This is a genomic window from Pseudorhodoplanes sp. (assembly GCF_059499825.1).
Genome location: NZ_JCABZI010000002.1, coordinates 238,535 through 258,015 on the forward strand (window position 1 = coordinate 238,535; position 19,481 = coordinate 258,015).

Consider the following 19,481-nt stretch of genomic DNA (forward strand, 5'->3'; position numbering starts at 1 on the left):
GCAAAAGAAGAAGGCCGGCATTGCGCCGGCCTTCTCTGTATTTCGGGCTCTCTGACTAGCGGCGTCCTCCGCCGCCGCCGCGACCGCCACCGAAGCCGCCGCCACCACCGAAGCGATTGCCACCACCGCCGCCGCCGCTTGCGAACCGGTTGCCACCGCCGCCGCCGCCGTTGAAAGCCCGCGGCTGGAAGTTCTGGCGCGGCGCCTGAACGTTCTGGCGCTGGATCTGCGGGGCGCGCTGCTGGAATTGCTCGTTACGGATCACCTGAGGCTGGAAGTCCCGGCGACCCTGATTGACCGCCACGTTGGCCGGGTTCGGCCGGCCGCGGCCGGTGATCCCGGTATTGCCGTTCTGGAAGGGAATGACGCGACCGTTGTTCTGACCGTTCTGGTTGATGACCGGACGGCCACCGTTGTTGCCGTTCTGGTCGATCACCGGACGGCCGTTGCCATTGTTGCCGTTACCGTTGTTGCCGTTGCCATTCTGGCCCGGACGGCCGTTGTTGTTGCCGTTGTTGCCATTCTGGCCGAGGACGGGACGGCCGCCGTTGTTATTGCCGTTCTGGCCATTCTGGTTGATGACGGGACGACCACCATTGTTGTTGCCGTTCTGACCGTTCTGGTTGATCACCGGCCGGCCATTGCCGTTGTTGCCATTGCCGATATTGCCATTCTGACCCGGGCGGCCGCTGTTGCCGTTATTGCCATTCTGGTTGAACGGACGACCGTTATTGTTGCCGCCATTCTGGTTGAAGCCCGGACGACCATTGTTGTTGCCGACATTGGCGAAATTGATGACCTGCCGCCCGCCATTGCCGAAGCCTTCGCGGCCACCAAGCTTGATCAGACGACGACCGTCGTTGCCGATATTGATGCGCACGTTGCCGAACCGGCCGTCACCGAACCGGCCTTCGCCACGGCGGGGGAACGCGATGTTGATCTGGCGCGGACGCTCCTGCAGACGCTGAGCCCGGAACCCGAGACCGGTGTTGCGGAAACGGCGTGCGAAATCGGCGTAATCTTCGGGACGATTGCGGTGGGTGACGTTCTGCCACGCGACCATCTGCTTGCGCCGGTTGAGAACGCGGCGAACGTGATCGGCGAGCGGATCGGCGCCGTAGACGCGGACGAATTCCTCGTAATAGTCCTCGGAGTCTTCCGCGATCGCGATCTCGTAGGCCTGACGCACGGGACGTGATCCAAGCTCGGCCACCGCGACCCTGACCGGCACGACCGCCGGAGCCGCGGCGTCCGCACTGGCAAAGAACACGAATTCGGTGTTGAGCCGCGCGCTGTCCCACGGGGTCTGCTTCTTGTCGGTGGAGTCGTTGACCAGCAGGCGCACCTTCTTGAACACCTGCTCGACCGGCAGGTTGGGGGTGCGCGCGGTGCGCATGAAGGCCGCCGCATACGGGCTGTGCTTGCCCAGACCGTCGAAAGCCACCGTACCGGGCGCCGTCGAATAGGCGATCAGGGCGCCTTCCGGGGCGTCGACGAGAGCGAGGCCGCCATTGTCGTCGTTGGCGGAGCCACCGAAGGGGTTGTTGCGGCAGGCATCGACCACGACGATCCGCGCCTTGGTCTGGGTTGCCTCGAGCGCGGCGACGACATCGGCGAGCTTCACGCCCTGCTCCGGCAGGTCGTCCTCGTCGGAAAACTTGGCGTCGATCGGGATCAGGTAGTTTTCGCCGTCGGCCTGGATGCCGTGGCCGGCGTAATAGACCATCGCGACGGTGTTGCTACCCTTTTCGAGAACGCGGGCGGCGAACTCTTCGACGGTCTGCTTCATGATATCGCGGGTCAGATCGAACGCCATAACGACCTCGAACCCGGCCTGGTTCAGCATCTGCGACACCGCCTGGGCGTCGTTCACCGGATTATTCAGCGGCTTGTTCACCTGATAGGCGGAATTGCCAATGACCAGCGCGACCCGGCTCTCAGCCTGGGCTGCCTGGGCGAGTTGAAAGCCGGTCGACTGCAGCGCAGCGGTCCGGACCTGGGCGGTCACGGAGGTCGACAGGGCCGCCGTGGCGGCGGCGGCGATCAGGAACGACGCGAACCCCTTCCGAAACATGACGTCCTCCATGAGCAAAATGTAATGACTTGGAGGTTCGTCGCAGGCGCTAGGGGCCGGGTTCACCGGCGGGATGACGATGGAGGCTTGGGAGCGTCCGCGCGCGGTCACACCTTCGTGCGTAGGTCTGCAGCGCTGGAGCGCCCTGCCGCAAGATCAACAAAAAGACAAATGCAATCAGAGGCTTAATGAAAGTCGCCGATCAGGCTTTGGCGCTGGGTCGGGCCGCGAGTTCTGCATGCCAGCGCCCGACGTGGGTGAACTCCGCAGGCACCGACAGCTTGGCCGCCCGCATGAAATCCAGGGCGATCAGCCCGGTAATGTCCGCGACCGAAAAGCGGTCTCCTGCGGCAAAGCGGCGATGGGCCAGCTCCTGGTCCAGCAGGGCGAGGAATTCGAGCACCCGCGGCTTGTTGGCCTCGCCCCAAGCCGCCACCTGCGGGACCTCGTGATCTTTCATGCCGGGATGGAGATGCCGGAACACCTGCTGAACGCCGGCCAGAAGGTGCAGTTCGATCCGGCGCTGCCACATCTCGACCAGCGCGATTTCGACCGGACCGGTTCCGAAGAGCGCTGGCTCAGGCTGAAGCGCCTCGAAATACCGGCAGATCGCAATCGACTCGGTGATAACGGTCCCGTCATCGAGCTGCAGGGCCGGCACCAGCCGCAGCGGATTGACCGCGGCATATTGGTCCGACTTGTGCTCCATCGCACCCATGTCGACAGGCGCGATCGGGACCGAAATCCCCTTCTCCTTTAGGAACACCCGGACGCGCCGCGGATTGGGCGCTCGGCCGCCGTCATAGAGCCGCACGTGTAACCCTCGGTTAGTCCGGTTTCCGGAGCTGGTTAAGGTTGCCCTTAAGGTTTTTCAGCGAGCTTGACCAGTGTGATGGTTCAGAAATCCCCGCTCGCGCCTCCGCCTCGGCGCCGGGGGCTTTTCCTGGCCCAACCCACATCGGAATCAATGAGTTGCTAGCCTTCCCTCGAATCCGGCTTTCGCGCCTTGTCTGCCACGCATCAGGGCGAATTGCGGTTTCGAGGCGACGGTCTGTCTGGGAAGTCTTTCAGGTCCGCGTATGACCACAAGTAACGCGAGCGACGCACGGGAAGAAGCTGCCGCCAAGCGGCGGCGTGCGGCGTCGCAGCGGGTCCGGGACGCGCGCGACCGGCTGACCTCGACCAGCGGTACGAGCCCGGCCTTCGACTACGAATTGTTGCGGATGTTCGCCCAGAACCGGCTGTCCGCCTCCCTGGTCGTCCTGCTTCTGGTCGCAACCGTCGGCTTTTTGTCCAGCCTGTGGACCGGTGCGGCCGCCGCCGGCATCTGGACCGCATCGGTGCTGCTGATCCATGCGGTCATGGTGACGAAGTGCCGTCAGTTCCTTGCGACACCGCCGGTTGACGTGAGCGTCAAGGCGTGGCGCATCCGCTTCGTGCTGCTCGACCTTTTCTTCGGCCTCGCCTGGATGTTCATTCTGGTACAGCCGGTCGGGGTATCGGACAACACCGGCACATTCATGCTGTTCGTGATGCTGCTGGTTGTTGCGGTGGCCAGCATGCTGGCTTTCTCGCTGCCGATTGCCGTGTTCGCCGCAACGGTACCGGTGACCGGCGCGGTCGCGGTCAACTTCGCCCTGAAAGGCAATCTGCACGATTACATTCTGGCGACCATGGCGGTGACGGCGCAAGGCTATTTCCTGCTGCTGGCGCACCGCCTCTATTCGTCCGCGCTGCAGACGCTGCAGGCCCGCGCCGAAAAGGACATGCTGATCGGCGAACTGGAACAGGCCAAGACCATTTCCGACGAGGCGCGCCATCGCGCCGAGGCGGCCAATATCTCAAAGTCGCGCTTCCTGGCGCAGATGAGCCACGAGTTGCGCACCCCGCTGAACGCCATTCTCGGTTTCTCCGAGGTGATGAAGAACGAGATTTTCGGACCGCATACGGTCGCCGCCTACAAGGACTATTCGAACGACATCCACGATTCCGGCCAGCACCTGCTCGGCCTCATCAACGAAATTCTCGACCTGTCGCGCATCGAGGCCGGCCGTTACGAGCTGAACGAGGAAGCGATCTCGCTCGGCACCGTCGTGCAGGACTGCCATCACCTGATGAAGCTGCGCGCCAAGAACCGGAAGATCACCATCCACGAGGTGTTCGAACCGGATCTGCCGCGGGTATGGGCGGACGAACGCGCGATCCGCCAGATCGCGCTGAACCTTCTGTCCAACGCTGTGAAGTTCACCCCGCAGGGCGGCGACATCTGGATCAAGATCGGCTGGACCGCGTCCGGCGGTCAATATATCAGCGTGAAGGACAGCGGCCCCGGCATTCCCGAAGACGAAATCCCGGTGGTGCTGGCATCGTTCGGGCAGGGATCGAACGCGATCAAGTCCGCCGAACAGGGCGCGGGCCTCGGCCTTCCGATCGCCAAGAGCCTGGTCGACCTGCATGGCGGCAGCTTCACGCTGAAATCGAAATTGCGCGTCGGAACCGAGGTGATCATTGCGTTGCCGCCGGAACGAATCATGGCGGCGCTGGCGCCGCTGTCGGAGCCCTCGCCCGCGTTGCAGCCCAAGGACTCACCTCTGCCCCACCTGGCGATCGAGCGGGGTGGCGGCGCGAGCAGGACCGCGACCGGCAAAGCGGCCGCGGGCAAGACCGGCGAATAACCGCCGCATTGCCTTTCGCTGTCCCGGCCATATGTTGCAGCCCATTATCCTCCCCATGCCAGCGACAAACCCGCTTGATCGAAACGCCCTGTCTGAAGGTCTGCGCGCTCGAGCCCGGTTCCGGGCTGTGTCGTGGCTGTGGCCGCACCATCGATGAAATCGCCGGCTGGGGCGCCATGTCCGAGGGCGAGCGCCGCCGCGTCATGGCATTGTTGCCGGATCGAATCGCGGCCATCGGGTCGCGCGCGGCATTGTCCATGACCAAGCGCGCCGGCCCGGGCCTGAAGGAATAATCCATTGCGCAGCCCGATATTCTGGCTCCTGCTGGTCGGCCTTGGCTTGGCGGCCATCGTGCTGATCGCACGGCACGACGCCGGCACCGTCGGACCGTTGACGACCGACGACTTCGCCTCGCTCGCGCTCAAGATCGCGCTGCTGGTATTTCTCGGCAGCAGCGCGCTCGTGGTGTTCCGCGAAAGCATCGGCAAGGCGTTGCAGATCGCGCTGGTCTGGGTCGTGATCGGCCTCGCGCTGGCGCTCGGCTACACCTACCGGTTCGAGTTGCGCGGGGTCTACGACCGGGTGATGGCGGAGATGGTGCCAGGACGCGCGGCATCGCGGGGCCGCGTGGTCGAATTCGCACGCGGCCGCGGCGGATCCTTCGACGTCTCGACCAGCGTCAACGGCGGACCCGTTACCATGGTGCTCGATACCGGCGCGAGCGCCGTGGTGCTGACGCAAGAAGCCGCCAAGGCCGCCGGTCTGCCGCTCGAAGTGCTGAGCTACAGCGTCGTCGTCGATACCGCGAACGGCAAGACCCGCGCCGCCGCCGTTACCCTCGACAGTGTCAGCGTCGGCGGTCTGGTCGAACGGTCGGTGCCGGCACTGATCGCGCAGCCCGGACAATTACGCACCAGCCTTCTCGGCATGAGCTTCCTGAACCGGCTCGAAAGCTGGGAGGTTCGCGGCGACAAGCTGATCATGCGCGGCTACCCCTAAAGGGCCCGCCTCAACGCTTTCGCTTCCGTGGCGCCGGCGCGGCGTTCCGCCAGGCGATTTCAAGAGCCTGCCGCAGCTCGGCGAGGTTCAGTTCCGACAGCGTGGCCGTGGTCCATCCCTGTCGTCCCCACCCGCCGGCGACAGGCTGGAATGCATGCGGCGCCAGCATGCATTTGAATTCCTGCTCTTCGGGCGTGAACTTGAAGTTGGCGCTTCGTTCATCCGCCGCAAGCGTCGCGTAAATCCGCTTGACCTTGAAGGCCGCGCGATCGACATGCGGCGCCTCGATCGTACCGTCCAGCGATAGCGCGATGCGCCGCAGATCGGTTGCGCGCACCGTCATGCAGGTCGGGCCCACGGATCGTAGGTGCCCACATTCCACAGATGCCCTTCCGGATCGCGGCACGAGAACGCCCTGCCGCCATAGGGCTTGTCCTCGATCGCAATCACGATCTCGCCGCCCATCGCTGCGACCCGCCTGTGCACGTCGTCCGCGTCCGCCACCACAAGATAGGGACTCTGCGTCGTGCCCTTGAGTTTCGCTGGTGTCGATTGAACCATGGCAAAGGCGCCCTCTTCTCGCTCCGATCCCAGCATGATCATGCCGTTGCCCAGCGTCAGTTCCGCATGGCTGATCCCGCCCGCGCCGTCCTCGTAGACCGCGTGGCGTCTGAACCCGAACGCCTCGCACAGCCAGTCGATCATCCGCGATGCGTTGCGATAAGTCAGACACGGGACGACGGTACTGCCATTTTCCGGTGACATGATTTTCTCCTTCGGTTCGGCGAAGGAGTAAGTCAGGGACACCGTCCGGTCTTGAACGTTTGTTACCGTCCATCCGCCATCACGCCGGTTCCGTCGGCGAGGATATGCCCCTTGAGGACGCGCGGCGTCTCGCCGGCGAACCTGGCAAAGTCGCGGTTGAAATGCGCCTGATCCGCATAGCCGCAATCCGACGCGAGATCCGCGAGGCTCCGAAAGCGGCCGGCGGCAAGACGCTGCATCGCCCGCTCGAAGCGAAAGATGCGCGCCATGGTTTTGGGCGGCAAGCCGACATGACGCCGGAACAGCATCGCGAGATGCTTTCGGCTGCAATCGAGATCGCGTGCCAGATGTTCAATCGCCAGCCCGCCATGCGACGCTGCGAGACGGCTCCACGCCTGCGCCGCAAGAGGCTCGTCATCACGTTCTCCGATACGCTGCATGATCGCGCGTTCGACCAGATCGAAGCGCGCCTCCCAGCTTTCGGTCTCAGCCAGCCGCTCCTCCAGCCGGTCAGCGAATGCTCCGGTCAGTTCGTTGAGGTCGACCACCCTGTCGGCAAGCTCGGCCATGTCAGTGCGCAGGAATCGGCGCGCGCCCCATGGGGTGAAATCGACCTGCATGCACAACGCGCGGCCTGCTGATCCGACCAGCGAGTGGTGACGGTGTAGCCCGGCGATGAAACTGCGGTCGAGGCGGCGCCATCGCGGAGCCTCCCGATCCCACAACGTGAAGCCGGGACCGAACACGATAATGAGCGGGACCACACCGGACGGCACCTCGCGCCGCACGATGGCATCGCCTCCCTCTTCGAAATAGCCCTGAATTTCATGCACGTAAGGTGCAAGCACATGACGGGGCCTGCGCCGGAACAGGGTCCAGCGCCCGTATTCCGACACATGATCGGTTTGCGCGAGGGTCGGCGTATCCGTCATCGCTCAAGCTCAGCCTAAGGCAGCAGGCTCACGATAAACCGGATTGCGATGATCCATAGGAAAATCCCGAACGCGAGTTCCAGTTTGCGCCGGGATAATGCATGCGCAATGCGGGCGCCGTAAGGCGCGACCAGCGCGCTGACCGGCGCCATCAGCGCCACGCCGAGCAGCGATACATAGCCGATCGACAATGGCGGCATCAGCGCCTGATAGGGCAGCCCGGCGATGACGAAGCCCACAGTGCCGATCAGCGAAATGATCACGCCGACCCCCGCCGACAGGCCCACCGCGGTATGGATCGGTTGGCCATAAAGGCTGAGGATCAGGGTCGACACCGCGCCGCCGCCGACGCCCATCATCGCCGAATAGAAGCCGATGAAGAGACCGTAGACCCACATCATCGCCCGGCCCGGAAGCGTATCGGAGATCCGCCAGCTATCCTTCGCGAACAGGAATTTCAGACCGAGCAGAAACGCCATGACGGCGAAAAAGCTCTTGAACACGGGCGCCGGCGCCACCGCCGCAATGACGCTGCCGACGATCACGCCCGCCGTGATCGGCACGATCCAGGTTTTCAGCACGCCCGTCGGAAGCGTGCCCCGCGCGCGATGCGCCAGATAAGAGCGGATCGAGGTCGGGATGATGATCGCAAGCGAGGTGCCCACGCAAAGCTGCACCCGGATGTCTTCGGAAACGCCGAGAATGCGGAAAATCTCGTACAGCACCGGCACGATAATGGCGCCGCCCCCGACCCCGAACAGGCCGGCCAGGAGTCCGGTCAGGACGCCGCCGATGACGATCGCGAGCGCAAGCAAGGCAAGCTCGCCGGCGGGAATACCGAACATATCCTCTACTCCGGGGAAACGCCGGGCAACGAGCTCCGACCGGCGTCAGGCCGCAGCGGTGTGCGGCATCGGCGCGCCGGTGTCCATCACGAGCGCGAGCGCATCGCGCAGGACTGCTATGCCGGCATCGGGCTTCACGGCATGAACGGCGATGTGGCGGCGGAAGGCGCGCGCACCGGGCACGGCATGGAACAGCCCGAGGACATGCCGCGTCATCGCATGCAGGCGGGTGCCCTGCGCGAGTTCGCGTTCGACATAGGGGAAAAACGCTTCCAGCGCCTGTTTCGGGTTGGCGAAGGTTGCATCCCCGCCGAACAGGATGGGATCGGCCGCGAGCAGCCGCCACGGCTCATGATAGGCGGCGCGGCCCATCATGACGCCGTCGACGTGCAAGAGGTGATCGCGTGCGGCTTCGATCGAGCCGACCCCGCCATTGATCGAGATATGCAGATCGGGATAAGCGGCCTTCAGCCGGTAGACACGGCCGTAATCGAGCGGCGGGATATCGCGATTTTCGCGCGGCGACAGACCCTTGAGCCATGCCTTGCGGGCATGGACGGTCAACGCATCGACGCCTGCCGAGGTGACCGCTGCCGTGAGCGCATCGAGCGCAGCTTCGGGATCCTGCTCGTCGATGCCGATGCGGCATTTGACGGTAACCGGCATGCGGACAGCCTGCTTCATCGCGGCGACGCATTCACCAACGAGTTGCGGCTCCGCCATCAGGCAGGCGCCGAAGCGGCCGTCCTGCACGCGATCGGACGGGCAGCCGACATTGAGATTGACCTCGTCGTAGCCGAAATCCTCGACGATGCGGGCGCTCTCAGCGAGATCGCGCGGATTGGACCCGCCGAGTTGCAGCGCCACCGGATGCTCTGCCGCATCGAAGCGCAGCAGCCGCTGCCGGTCGCCATGCAGGATCGCGCCGGTGGTGACCATCTCGGTATAGAGCAGCGCATGGCGCGTCAGCAGACGGTGGAAGGACCGACAATGACGATCGGTCCAGTCCATCATGGGTGCAACGGAAAAACGCCGCGCCTGCAGCGTGCTGTCCGCGGGAACCTGAGGTGCCGGGCTGTTCATTACAAGTCGAGCGGTTTGCCGAACGGTCTTTGTACCTGAGGGCTTTATGGTGCCCCCACCCTCCTTTCGCAACCCGGAAAGTTCCCGCTCGCCAGGGCGATCACCAGAGCCAGAGCACGCCGGACAAAAATCCGCTGTTGCGGATCGCTGGCTCGAGCGCCGAACGACGGCGCGGCTATATCCTGTCGCCGCAAGGCGTCCATATCGGGTTGACGCCGGCCAACACGCAGGGCGATTTCCGCTATATCAAGCTCTCGCGCGCTGCCGACCGCCCGGACTGGGCGCCTCTGCCGGCCTGCATTTCGATCAACGGACAGACCCCGCCCGCCTGCGGCACGATGCTGATGGATACCGGCGTGTCGGCGATGTTCATCACGCTGCCGCAGTCGCAGACTCAAGGGCAAGCCGGATCGCTCGCGCCCGGCACCGAGGTGTCGATCGGCGTCGGCGGACCGGAAGCCGGATTTCATCTGTATCGCTTCACGGTCGACGACGGCTCTCTGCTCGCGCCATCGACGACGCATCTGCGCGTCGCTGACGACCGCACCTTCGTCAATACCAGCTTCCACCTGCTCAATGGCTTCGACATGCTGTACGATGCCGACGGCGGCTATATCGGTTTCAGGCGGCGCTGAACCTCCACCCTCAACGCATAGTCGATCCCGCATGGGCCGCCTTCGCGCGCAATCCGTCATCGAACGAAGGGTCCGCCCGCATCTGGATGCCGGGCCGCCCCGTTGAAGAGCCAAACACGAAAAACGCCGGACCGCACAAGCGGCCCGGCGTCCAGGATCCTATAGTGGTGCGCGGGCTTACTTCGCCGCGAGGCCGGCGTCCTGGAAGATCTTGGTATAACGCTCGGTATCCGATTTGATGGTCTCGTCGAACTGCTTGGGTGTCGAGGTCACCACCACCACGCCGCCCTGCTTTGCCATGCGCTCCTGCAAGGCCCTGTCCTGCAGCATCTCGACCGTATCCTTGTTGATCTTTTCGATGACCCCCGCCGGCGTACCGGCCGGCGCCAACAGCCCGAACCAGGATTCATAGACGAAGCCCGGAAGTCCGGCCTCCTTCAGGGTCGGCAGATCCGGCATCGATTCGACCCGCTTGTCTGTCGCGACGCCGAGCGCACGAACCTTTCCCGACTGCACAAGCTCCAGGGCCGTGCTGGCCGGGGTGAAATACATGTGGGAGTCGCCGCGCACCACGCTCATGTTGGATTCCGGCGCGCCTTTGTAGGGCACATGCACCAGGTCGAGCTTCGCCGCATCCTTAAACAACGCGCCCGCGATAAAGGTGGTCGAGCCGAGGCCGGGAGATGCGAAATTCAGCGTACCGGGTTTTGACTTGGCGAGATCGATGAGTTCCTTCAACGTCTTTGCAGGCAGTTCCGGATTGACGATCAGCACCAGCGGCACAGAGGCGACCGGTGTGATGCCGGCAAAATCTTTTACCGGATCGAATGGCAGGCTCTTGTTCAGGACGCCTGCAACCGTATGCCCGTTCGAGGTCAGCATCAGGGTGTAGCCGTCCGCCGCACTTTTCGCGACGGACGCAGTTCCGGCGATCCCCGGGCGGTTCTCGACGATCACCTGCTGCTTCCACTTCTCGCCGAGCTTGTCGGCCACCGCGCGGGCCAGCAGATCGGTGGCGCTGCCGGCCGAGAACGGCACCACAATCCGCACCAGTTGATTCGGATAGCCCTGCTGCGCGGACGCGACGGACGACACAAACAAAACGGCGGCCGCTGCAAACAGCGCCGACCAGAACTTCCGCATGAACTCCTCCCGTTTTTTGTCTCCGGCTCCCGCCGGCTGGGGCCCTTCTATCAGGTCACACAAAATCCGGATATGCAGGTCACAACCTGATACAAAATCGACTGCAATTTTCACCTTATCGAAAGAAGTGCCCCCTCCATGCGCACCGAGCAGGCCCGCCCCGTTCGTCTTCAGGATTATCGCGCTCCCGACTGGCTAGTCGACGAGGTTCGGCTCGACGTCTCACTGCATCCGACCGCAAGCCGGGTCCGCTCGGAACTTCGCCTGCGGCCCAATCCGGACACGGCGCCCGCCCCCATCGTCTTCGATGGCGACGGCCTGACGCTGGACTCTATCCTCGTCGATGGCCAGCCGCTGCCGGCGGCTTCGTTCGTCGCGACCCCGGATCGCCTCACCATCGCGCAGCCGCCGCAGCGTCCGTTCACGCTGACCATCGAGACCACCGTCGATCCGTCCGCCAACACGCAGTTGATGGGCCTTTACCGGTCGAGCAACACCTATTGCACGCAATGCGAGGCGGAAGGCTTCCGCCGCATCACCTACTTCCCCGACCGCCCCGATGTCATGGCGGTCTACACCACCCGGATCGAGGCCGACAAAGCGCAGGCACCGGTGCTGCTGGCCAACGGCAACCTGATCGAAAGCGGTGAGTTGCCGGCAGGCCGGCACTATGCCGTGTGGCACGATCCGTTTCCGAAGCCGTCCTACCTTTTTGCGCTGGTCGGCGGCACACTCGGCTGTGTCGAAGACGAATTCATTACCATGTCCGGCCGCAAGGTGACGCTGCGGATCTATGTCGAGCCGGGCAAGGAAGACCGCTGCGACTATGCAATGGACGCACTCAAGCGCTCGATGCGCTGGGATGAGGAAGCCTTCGGCCGCGAATACGATCTCGATATCTTCATGATCGTCGCGGTGTCCGACTTCAATATGGGGGCGATGGAGAACAAGGGGCTGAACGTCTTCAACGATCGCTATGTGCTGGCCTCGCCCGAAACCGCGGTGGATGGCGACTTCGCCGCAATCGAGGCGATCATCGCTCACGAATATTTCCACAACTGGACCGGCAATCGCATCACCTGCCGCGACTGGTTCCAGCTCTGCCTGAAGGAAGGCCTTACGGTCTATCGCGACCAGGAATTTTCTGCCGACATGCGCTCGCGCGCGGTGGAGCGGATCGGCGATGTGCGCAATCTCCGTTCACACCAGTTTGTCGAGGATGCGGGTCCGCTCGCGCATCCGGTGCGGCCCGAGCTTTATCACGAGATCAACAACTTCTACACCACCACGATCTACGAGAAGGGCGCGGAAGTCATTCGCATGTTGCGCGTGCTGCTCGGCGGCGACGCGTTCCGCAAGGGGATGGACCTTTATTTCGATCGGCATGACGGCGAAGCCGCCACCATCGAGCAGTTCGTGCGCTGTTTCGCCGATGCCTCGGGCCGCGACCTGTCGCAATTCATGCGCTGGTACTCGCAGGCCGGTACTCCGGACGTGATCGCCGACGGACAATACGATCAGGCCGCCAGGACTTATACGCTGCAATTGTCGCAATCGCTGGCGCCGACACCGGGCAAGCCGGTGAAGGAGCCGGTGGTGATCCCGCTGAAACTGGGGCTGGTCGGCGCCGATGGCGCGGACCTGCCGCTCCAGGTCGGCGGCAAACCGACCGGCGACGTCATCACCCTGACCGGGCCGTCGCAAACCATCGTCTATGAGGGCGTGTCCGAGCGTCCGGTTCTCTCGATCAACCGCGAATTCTCCGCCCCGGTGAAACTCACCACCAATCTGTCGGCCGAGGATCTGTACCGGCTCGCCGCGCGTGACTCCGACGCGTTCAATCGCTGGCAGGCTTTGCAGACCCTGGCGACGCGGTTGCTGCTCAAGAACGTCGGCCTGCTCCGAGCCGGCAAGCCGGCGGAAACCGACGACGGTCTGACGGCCGCCCTCGCCGCCATCCTGGACGACAAAAAGCTCGAGCCGGCCTTCGTGTCGCTGGCGCTGACGATGCCAACCGAATCCGACATCGCCCGCGACCTCGGCCGCGACGTCGATCCGCAGGCGAATTTCGCCGCGCGGGCGCACTTGCGGTCCGTTATCGGCAGCGCGCTGGGTGAGGCTCTGGCCGCCACGTATGAAAAGCTCGCCAGCAGCGCGCCCTACAGCCCTGATGCCGCCAGTGCGGGCCGGCGTTCGCTCAAGAATGCTGCGCTCGATCTGATGGCGGCAACCGGCCAACCCGCGGCCATCGCGCGTGCGATGACGCAATACCGTCAGGCCAACAACATGACCGACCGGATGACCGCGCTGGCGACGCTCGCATTCCATGATTGTCCGGAACGGACCGAGGCCCTGCGCGACTTCTATCAGCGCTACCAGAGCGACCCGCTCATCATCGACAAGTGGCTCGGCTTGCAGGCGATGATTCCGGAAGCCGGTACGCTCGATCGCGTCCGTGAGCTGACGGCCCATCCGGCTTTTTCCATGAACAATCCGAACCGCGTCCGCGCGCTGATCGGCTCTTTTGCGCATGGCAACGCAACGCAATTCAACCGCGCCGACGGTGCGGGCTACGAGTTCGTCGCAGACTTGGTGCTTGCGCTCGACAGCAAGAATCCTCAGGTGGCCGCACGCCTCGCGACAGCCTTCCGGTCATGGCGTGCGCTTGAGAGTGTGCGGCGCGGCAAGGCCGAAGCGGCATTGCGGCGGATCGCCACCGCGTCAACGCTGTCGGCCGATGTCAGCGACATCGTCAATCGCGCACTGGCACCGAATTGAAGTTGCCTGCTCGCGGCCGGACTCGCTTTGCGCGAAGTCCGGCGCGAGCGCGGGAATGTTAGTAAATTATTTACGTTCTTGACTCCGCGGACTCTCGACAAATCACCCAGCATCGATTCTTATGATTCTCGATTCGGGACGCGATGCGGCACACATCCTCCCGGTCATGGGTTGTTTTAGGGGCAGCAATCCGACATGGGGGCAATATTCATGGCGCGCGCCGATACCGCGCACGCGTCTGCGCGTTCCGATTCCATCAAGGGATTGGCGCAGTCGATCGCAAAGCCCGCTTACAGACGACTGCTGACTGCTGAGCCGGCTCTGCGGCGCGCAGTCCCCGCCCTCATCATCGCCTTCCTGATCACGATCGCGATCGGTGCGTTCGTGCAGGTGCTGGATCATCGCCGCAGCGCGCTGGCCGATGCATCCAAGGACATCGAGACCATCGCGGAAGTGCTGGCACAGCGTCTCGAGCGCCCGCTCAAGGGCGACCGCGCCAATGTCTGGCGCCGGGTGCAGACCGAACTCGACATGGCCCGCACACCGCGCACCACCGCAGCCGGCCGCCAGATCCTGGTGACCAGCCCCGAAGGCATGATAATCGCCGCCGCCCCGCATGGCGCCGGCTTTACCGGACGGCCACTGACCGACATTCTCGGGGATACGCCTCTCACCATCCTCGGTGCCGGCGCCGGCGTCATGGATATCCGGCTGCCGGACGGCAAGCGCGCACTGGCTGCAGCCCGCGCCATGCAGGAACCGCTCGGCCAGATCGCGATCTATCAGCGTCGCAACGACGCGCTCGCGTCCTGGCGTTCCGACACCGCGCTGACCGTTACCCTGTCGGCAACCACCGGCTTTGTCCTGCTGATCCTCGGCTTCGCCTTCCACTGGCAGGCCACCCGCGCCCGCGAAGCCGACATCATCTACGACACCGTCCGCAGCCGCATCGATACTGCGCTCAATCGCGGACGCTGCGGGCTGTGGGACTGGGATCTCGCACGAGGCCGGATCTTCTGGTCACACTCGATGTTCGCAATCCTCGGGCTGGACGCCCGCGACGACCTGATGACCTTCGGCGAGATCAACAAATACGTCCATCCGGACGACATCGACCTCTACGAATTGGCCACCCAGGTCGCGGATGCGAAGCTGAATGCGATCGATCACGACTTCCGCATGCTGCACGCCAACGGCCGCTGGGTGTGGCTGCGCGTGCGCTGCGAGGTGGTCCGCCAGCCGGGCGAACCCGGCCTGCATCTGATCGGGATCGCGGTCGACGTCACGGAGCAGAAGACCCTGGTCGAGCGCACCACCGCAGCCGACATGCGATTGCGCGACGCGATCGAAACCATTCCGGAGGCCTTCGTGCTGTGGGATTCCGACAACCGGCTGGTGCTGTGCAATTCGAATTTCCAGGAACTGCACAAGCTGCCCGACGAGCTCGTAACCCCTGGCGCCACCTACGAGAGCGTGCTCGCTGCCGGCCGCGAAAATCTTCAGCTCGGCAATGTGTCGCTGGTCAGCCCCGATCTTCCCGGCGCCCGGTCATTCGAGGCGCAACTGGATGACGGCCACTGGCTGTTCAGTGAACGGCGCACCAAGGACGGCGGCTATGTTTCGGTCGGCACCAACGTCACCCGGTTGAAGCAGCACGAACGCAAGCTGAAGAACAGCGAAACCCGCCTGCTGGCGACGGTCGAGGATCTGCGTCAATCGAAGCAACAGCTTCAGGATCTCGCCGAAAAATATGCGGCGGAAAAAACCCGGGCAGAAGACGCCAATCAGGCCAAGTCGAAATTCCTGGCCAACATGAGCCACGAACTACGGACGCCGCTCAATGCGATCATCGGCTTCTCCGAAATCATGGAGAAGGGAATGTTCGGCAAGCTCGGTGTCGACAAATACCATGAATATTGTCGGGACATCCATCAGAGCGGGCAGTACCTTCTCGACGTGATCAACGACGTCCTCGATATGTCGAAAATCGAGGCCGGGCGGATGAAGCTCGAGCTTGAAGACGTTGTGATCGAGGATATTCTCTCCGATTCATTGCGGGTGGTATCCACGCGAGCGGAAGAAAAAGGGCTGACGCTGTCTTCGCGCATTGCACCAGATATCATCGCCCTCGCGGACCGGCGCGCGCTCAAACAGATCGCGCTGAACCTCCTGTCGAACGCCGTCAAGTTCACCGGTCCCGGCGGCCATGTGTCCGTACGCGGACGTCGCGCCGGCGGCTGCGTGTCGATCGCGATCAGCGATTCGGGAATCGGTATTGCGCCGGACGCGTTGCAAAAGCTTGGCGTTCCCTTCGAACAGGTCGAAAGTCAGCTGACCAAAACCCAGCACGGCTCGGGACTCGGCCTTGCCATTGCCAAGTCCCTGATCGCCTTGCATGGCGGCATGATGCGCATCCGCTCGGTGCCCGGACGCGGCACGACGGTGCTCGTGCGCCTTCCTGCTGGCCGGCGGGTCTTCGACGAAACCGAGGCTCAACAGCTTCTGCCGCTCTGAGCTTATGGCTGGGTCGCCAGGGAGCGAACCTAATCCCCGGGGCCGAGCAGCACCTCGAAGCGCTTTCGCACCCGCGCCTGTGTCTCGATCACATAGGCATCGAGCGTTGCGAAATCCGGAACGTCGGCTGCGCGCGCCAGCAGCCTCAACAAACCGGGATCGGTCTTTTTCGGATCGAATGCGCCCGACAGGCAGAGCCGCAGGATCTGGCTGAGATTTTGATAGAGCTGAACCGCCGGACGCAGCACCTCGGAATCTTCCGCCGACAGCAATCCGATCCGGGCTGCGCGTTCGAGCACACGCGCCGTCGAGGGATCGAGAATCTCCGGATGTTGCGCGGCGTGCACGAGTTGCAGATATTGCGCGATGAACTCGATGTCGGTGAGGCCGCCGGCGGCATATTTGAGGTCCCAGCGATCGGCCTCGCCCTTTTCGGTCGCGATCGCCATCCGCATCTCGTAGGCGTCGCCGGCGATCGTTCGCGCGTCCCGCTCCTGTGCGATCACGGAGTGGATCAGCGCCTCGACCGCTTCGCCGAATTCCGGTGCAGCGGACACAACGCGCGCGCGCGTCAGCGCCATGTGCTCCCAGGTCCAGGCATCGGTCATTTGATAGTCGCGGAAGGAATCGAGCTTGGTCGCAACCGGCCCCGAACGGCCGGACGGCCGCAACCGCATGTCGACATGGTAGAGCGCGCCGTAATTCGTCCGCGACGTCAGCGCCGAGACCAGCCGCTTGGTCAGGCGCGCGAAGTATTGCGCACCGTATAGCGGGCGCACGCCGTCCGATTCAGGATGCTCGTCGTCGAAATCGTAGACCAGGATGAGATCGAGATCGGAGCTGGCGGTCATCTCGCGCCCGCCGAGCTTGCCGAGCGCCAGCAGCGCGGTCTTCTGGCCGGCGATCCGGCCATGCGTCTTGGCAAAAAGATCTTCGACCTGACGATGCAACGCCCTGATGATCACATCGGCAAGCCGCGCGAAAGCCTCTCCCGCCTGCTCCGCCGAAACCGTGCCCGAAAGAATGCGCACGCCGATCAGGAACATGTGCTCCTGCCCGAACAGGCGTAGCCGGTCCAGCATGTCCTCATACGAAACGGACTGGTCGAGCGAGCGGGCCAACTCGTTGCCGAGCGTATCCGTATCGGGCAACGCGCCGAAAAATGCCGGATCGATCAGCGCATCCATGACCTGCGGTTGATGGGCGAGGATATCGGCAAGCCGCGGCGCGGTGCCGAGCATCAAGGCAACCAGCGCCAGCAGATCGGGGTTTTGCAGGAGCAGTGAGATCAGCCGCGCGCCGCCCGTCGCATGCAGTCCGGCCAGGAATTTGTCGAAGGAGAGAACCGCCTGCTCGCGGTTTTCGCTGCGCGCCAAGTGCTCGATCAGGGAGGGCACCAACAAGCGCAGTTGAGCGCGGGCAAACTCGCTGCGCAGCGCAAGATATTTCCCGCCCAGCCAGCCCCGCACTAGTTCCGAGATTTCCAGCGGATTGCGAAATCCCATCGCCGAAAGGCGATCCAGTGTATCGCGACTATCCTGATCGGGAAGAAATTGCAGCGTCGTTTCGGGAGCCTGAACCACCGGCTCGAACAGCCGCGAATAGTGCTGCTGTACATTGCGCAGGTGGAGCAGCAGCACATCCGAGAACGATGGCGTATCGTCGTAGCCGAGGAAACGCACGAATCTCTGAAGCTCGGAATCGCCGGCCGGCAAGGTATGGGTCTGCTCATCCGCGACCATCTGCAGCCGGTGTTCGACGCGCCGCAGGAACAGATAGGCCGCTTCGAGTTCGCGCTCGGCCAGGCCGCTGACCCATTGCCCATCGGCGAGTGCAGCAAGCGTGGTGAGTGTACGCAGATCGCGCAGCTCGGGATGGCGGCCGCCGGCGATCAATTGCTGAGTCTGGACGAAGAACTCGATCTCGCGGATGCCGCCGCGACCGAGCTTGATGTTGTGACCGGCGACGGCGATTTCGCCATGACCGCGATAGGCGTGGATCTGCCGCTTCATCGCGTGGATGTCCGCCAGCGCGGCGAAATCCATATATTTGCGCCAGACGAACGGCGACAGCGCCTTGAGCAGCGTTTCGCCCGCGGCGATGTCGCCGGCGCAGGGACGCGCCTTGATCATCGCCGAGCGTTCCCAGTTCTGGCCGCGATGTTCGTAGTAATCCAGCGCCGCGGGAACCGAGATCGCCACCTGGGTGGAGGCGGGATCCGGGCGCAGCCGCAGGTCGACGCGAAACACGTAGCCGTCGGCGGTTCGCTCCTGCAGCAGCTTCACCAGCCCGCGAGTCACCCGGATGTAGAGCGCGGATGCCTCGGTCTCATCCGGGATTGCGGGCGCCTCCGGATCGTAGAAGACGATGAGATCGATATCGCTCGAGTAATTCAGCTCGAACGCACCCATCTTGCCCATGGCAAGCACAATATAGCCGGAGCCACGCTCGGGCTCGGCCGGGTCGGCGGGCGTAAGCCGGCCTCGCCGCACCGCATCGTTGAGAAGGAAGCGCACCGCGCCCTGCACCATGCGGTCCGCGAGCTCGGTCAGTCCGCGCGTGACCTGCAGCACTGGCCAGACGCCTCCGATATCGGCGATCGAGAGCAGTAGTGCGGCTTCCGACTTGGTTCGCCGGAGCAACCCCATGGCCTCGCTCTCGTCGGACATTGCGGACAGCGCACCGACGACATTTGCGAGCAAGCCCTGCAGATGGCTTTCGGGATTGACGCCGAGAAGCCGGACCAGCCGGCCGGCATCGGCGCGGACGAGATCGGTGAGATGGGGCGAATATTCGAACAGGCCGGCGATCAGATCGCGCGCCCTTGGCGACGCTTCGAAAATCGCGCGCAGCGCCTCTGCTTCAGGCGCTCCGCCGAGCCCGGACCGCCAGTCCTCCAGCCTCGCGAGGCTCTGTTCCGGCTCGGGCAGAAATGGAACATCGACAATCCGCGCAGCCAGGGTGCCGGCGGACGAAAAGTCTTCGGTGATTTGCTGCCCGGCAGCCGCGCCTTGAATCATCGGCTTGGGCATAGACCA

15 protein-coding genes are annotated in these 19,481 nt (G+C 63.9%); 6 read left to right on the forward strand and 9 right to left on the reverse strand.

Features of this window, described 5'->3' with window-relative positions; genetic code table 11:
* Window positions 1–55: 55 nt before the first annotated feature.
* A complete protein-coding gene (locus AC5I5I_RS04530; RefSeq protein WP_495970323.1) occupies window positions 56–2,074 on the reverse strand; it encodes a caspase family protein in 2,019 nt (672 codons plus the stop codon).
* 202 nt (window positions 2,075–2,276) lie between these two features.
* Window positions 2,277–2,888, reverse strand: a complete 612-nt coding sequence (locus tag AC5I5I_RS04535; protein WP_495970325.1) for a glutathione S-transferase family protein — start codon at window positions 2,886–2,888, stop codon at window positions 2,277–2,279.
* A 265-nt stretch (window positions 2,889–3,153) separates the two neighbouring features.
* Between AC5I5I_RS04535 and AC5I5I_RS04540 the strand changes: the two genes are divergently transcribed.
* From AC5I5I_RS04540 to AC5I5I_RS04550, 3 genes are all read left to right on the forward strand, one after another.
* Window positions 3,154–4,749, forward strand: a complete 1,596-nt coding sequence (locus tag AC5I5I_RS04540; RefSeq protein ID WP_495970327.1) for a sensor histidine kinase — start codon at window positions 3,154–3,156, stop codon at window positions 4,747–4,749.
* Between the two features lie 74 nt (window positions 4,750–4,823).
* On the forward strand, window positions 4,824–5,042 hold the full coding sequence (locus AC5I5I_RS04545; protein WP_495970329.1) for a DUF1289 domain-containing protein: 219 nt from the start codon (window positions 4,824–4,826) through the stop codon (window positions 5,040–5,042).
* Between the two features lie 4 nt (window positions 5,043–5,046).
* Window positions 5,047–5,748 (forward strand): TIGR02281 family clan AA aspartic protease, encoded by a 702-nt coding sequence (locus AC5I5I_RS04550; RefSeq protein ID WP_495970331.1) that lies wholly within the window; start codon window positions 5,047–5,049, stop codon window positions 5,746–5,748.
* Window positions 5,749–5,758: 10 nt separating this feature from the next.
* On the opposite strand, the gene AC5I5I_RS04555 is transcribed toward AC5I5I_RS04550, so the two are convergent.
* The 5 genes from AC5I5I_RS04555 to dusA all read right to left on the reverse strand — a co-directional run bounded on the left by AC5I5I_RS04555 (window position 5,759) and on the right by dusA (window position 9,373).
* On the reverse strand, window positions 5,759–6,091 hold the full coding sequence (locus tag AC5I5I_RS04555; RefSeq protein ID WP_495970333.1) for an MmcQ/YjbR family DNA-binding protein: 333 nt from the start codon (window positions 6,089–6,091) through the stop codon (window positions 5,759–5,761).
* Window positions 6,088–6,513, reverse strand: a complete 426-nt coding sequence (locus AC5I5I_RS04560) for a VOC family protein (protein WP_495970335.1) — start codon at window positions 6,511–6,513, stop codon at window positions 6,088–6,090. The genes AC5I5I_RS04555 and AC5I5I_RS04560 overlap by 4 nt, the downstream gene beginning before the upstream one ends.
* A gap of 62 nt (window positions 6,514–6,575) precedes the next feature.
* Window positions 6,576–7,445 (reverse strand): helix-turn-helix domain-containing protein, encoded by an 870-nt coding sequence (locus AC5I5I_RS04565; protein ID WP_495970337.1) that lies wholly within the window; start codon window positions 7,443–7,445, stop codon window positions 6,576–6,578.
* Window positions 7,446–7,459: 14 nt separating this feature from the next.
* Window positions 7,460–8,290 (reverse strand): sulfite exporter TauE/SafE family protein, encoded by an 831-nt coding sequence (locus AC5I5I_RS04570; protein WP_495970339.1) that lies wholly within the window; start codon window positions 8,288–8,290, stop codon window positions 7,460–7,462.
* 45 nt (window positions 8,291–8,335) lie between these two features.
* Window positions 8,336–9,373, reverse strand: a complete 1,038-nt coding sequence (gene dusA, locus AC5I5I_RS04575) for a tRNA dihydrouridine(20/20a) synthase DusA (protein WP_495970341.1) — start codon at window positions 9,371–9,373, stop codon at window positions 8,336–8,338.
* 137 nt (window positions 9,374–9,510) lie between these two features.
* Here dusA and AC5I5I_RS04580 point away from each other — a divergent pair, with 137 nt between their 5' ends.
* Entirely contained in the window at window positions 9,511–10,008 is a 498-nt protein-coding gene (locus tag AC5I5I_RS04580; RefSeq protein ID WP_495970343.1) for a hypothetical protein, read from the forward strand.
* Between the two features lie 177 nt (window positions 10,009–10,185).
* Here AC5I5I_RS04580 and AC5I5I_RS04585 read toward each other — a convergent pair whose 3' ends face one another.
* Window positions 10,186–11,151, reverse strand: coding sequence for a Bug family tripartite tricarboxylate transporter substrate binding protein (locus tag AC5I5I_RS04585; protein ID WP_495970345.1), 966 nt, complete (start codon window positions 11,149–11,151; stop codon window positions 10,186–10,188).
* Between the two features lie 138 nt (window positions 11,152–11,289).
* Between AC5I5I_RS04585 and pepN the strand changes: the two genes are divergently transcribed.
* A complete protein-coding gene (gene pepN, locus AC5I5I_RS04590) occupies window positions 11,290–13,929 on the forward strand; it encodes an aminopeptidase N (protein ID WP_495970347.1) in 2,640 nt (879 codons plus the stop codon).
* Between the two features lie 210 nt (window positions 13,930–14,139).
* Window positions 14,140–16,443: an ATP-binding protein gene (locus AC5I5I_RS04595; RefSeq protein ID WP_495970349.1), complete on the forward strand. Its 2,304-nt coding sequence runs from the start codon at window positions 14,140–14,142 to the stop codon at window positions 16,441–16,443.
* Between the two features lie 29 nt (window positions 16,444–16,472).
* On the opposite strand, the gene AC5I5I_RS04600 is transcribed toward AC5I5I_RS04595, so the two are convergent.
* Window positions 16,473–19,463, reverse strand: coding sequence for a bifunctional [glutamine synthetase] adenylyltransferase/[glutamine synthetase]-adenylyl-L-tyrosine phosphorylase (locus AC5I5I_RS04600; RefSeq protein WP_495971124.1), 2,991 nt, complete (start codon window positions 19,461–19,463; stop codon window positions 16,473–16,475).
* Between the last annotated feature and the right edge of the window lie 18 nt (window positions 19,464–19,481).

Coding starts and splice junctions, on each gene's coding strand:
- AC5I5I_RS04530 (WP_495970323.1), bottom strand. CDS start 2,074: ATGTTTCGGAAGGGGTTCGCGTCGTTCCTGATCGCCGCCGCCGCCACG.
- AC5I5I_RS04585 (WP_495970345.1), bottom strand. CDS start 11,151: ATGCGGAAGTTCTGGTCGGCGCTGTTTGCAGCGGCCGCCGTTTTGTTT.
- AC5I5I_RS04555 (WP_495970333.1), bottom strand. CDS start 6,091: ATGACGGTGCGCGCAACCGATCTGCGGCGCATCGCGCTATCGCTGGAC.
- pepN (WP_495970347.1), top strand. CDS start 11,290: ATGCGCACCGAGCAGGCCCGCCCCGTTCGTCTTCAGGATTATCGCGCT.
- AC5I5I_RS04560 (WP_495970335.1), bottom strand. CDS start 6,513: ATGTCACCGGAAAATGGCAGTACCGTCGTCCCGTGTCTGACTTATCGC.
- AC5I5I_RS04565 (WP_495970337.1), bottom strand. CDS start 7,445: ATGACGGATACGCCGACCCTCGCGCAAACCGATCATGTGTCGGAATAC.
- AC5I5I_RS04540 (WP_495970327.1), top strand. CDS start 3,154: ATGACCACAAGTAACGCGAGCGACGCACGGGAAGAAGCTGCCGCCAAG.
- dusA (WP_495970341.1), bottom strand. CDS start 9,373: ATGAACAGCCCGGCACCTCAGGTTCCCGCGGACAGCACGCTGCAGGCG.
- AC5I5I_RS04600 (WP_495971124.1), bottom strand. CDS start 19,463: ATGATTCAAGGCGCGGCTGCCGGGCAGCAAATCACCGAAGACTTTTCG.
- AC5I5I_RS04595 (WP_495970349.1), top strand. CDS start 14,140: ATGGCGCGCGCCGATACCGCGCACGCGTCTGCGCGTTCCGATTCCATC.
- AC5I5I_RS04570 (WP_495970339.1), bottom strand. CDS start 8,290: ATGTTCGGTATTCCCGCCGGCGAGCTTGCCTTGCTTGCGCTCGCGATC.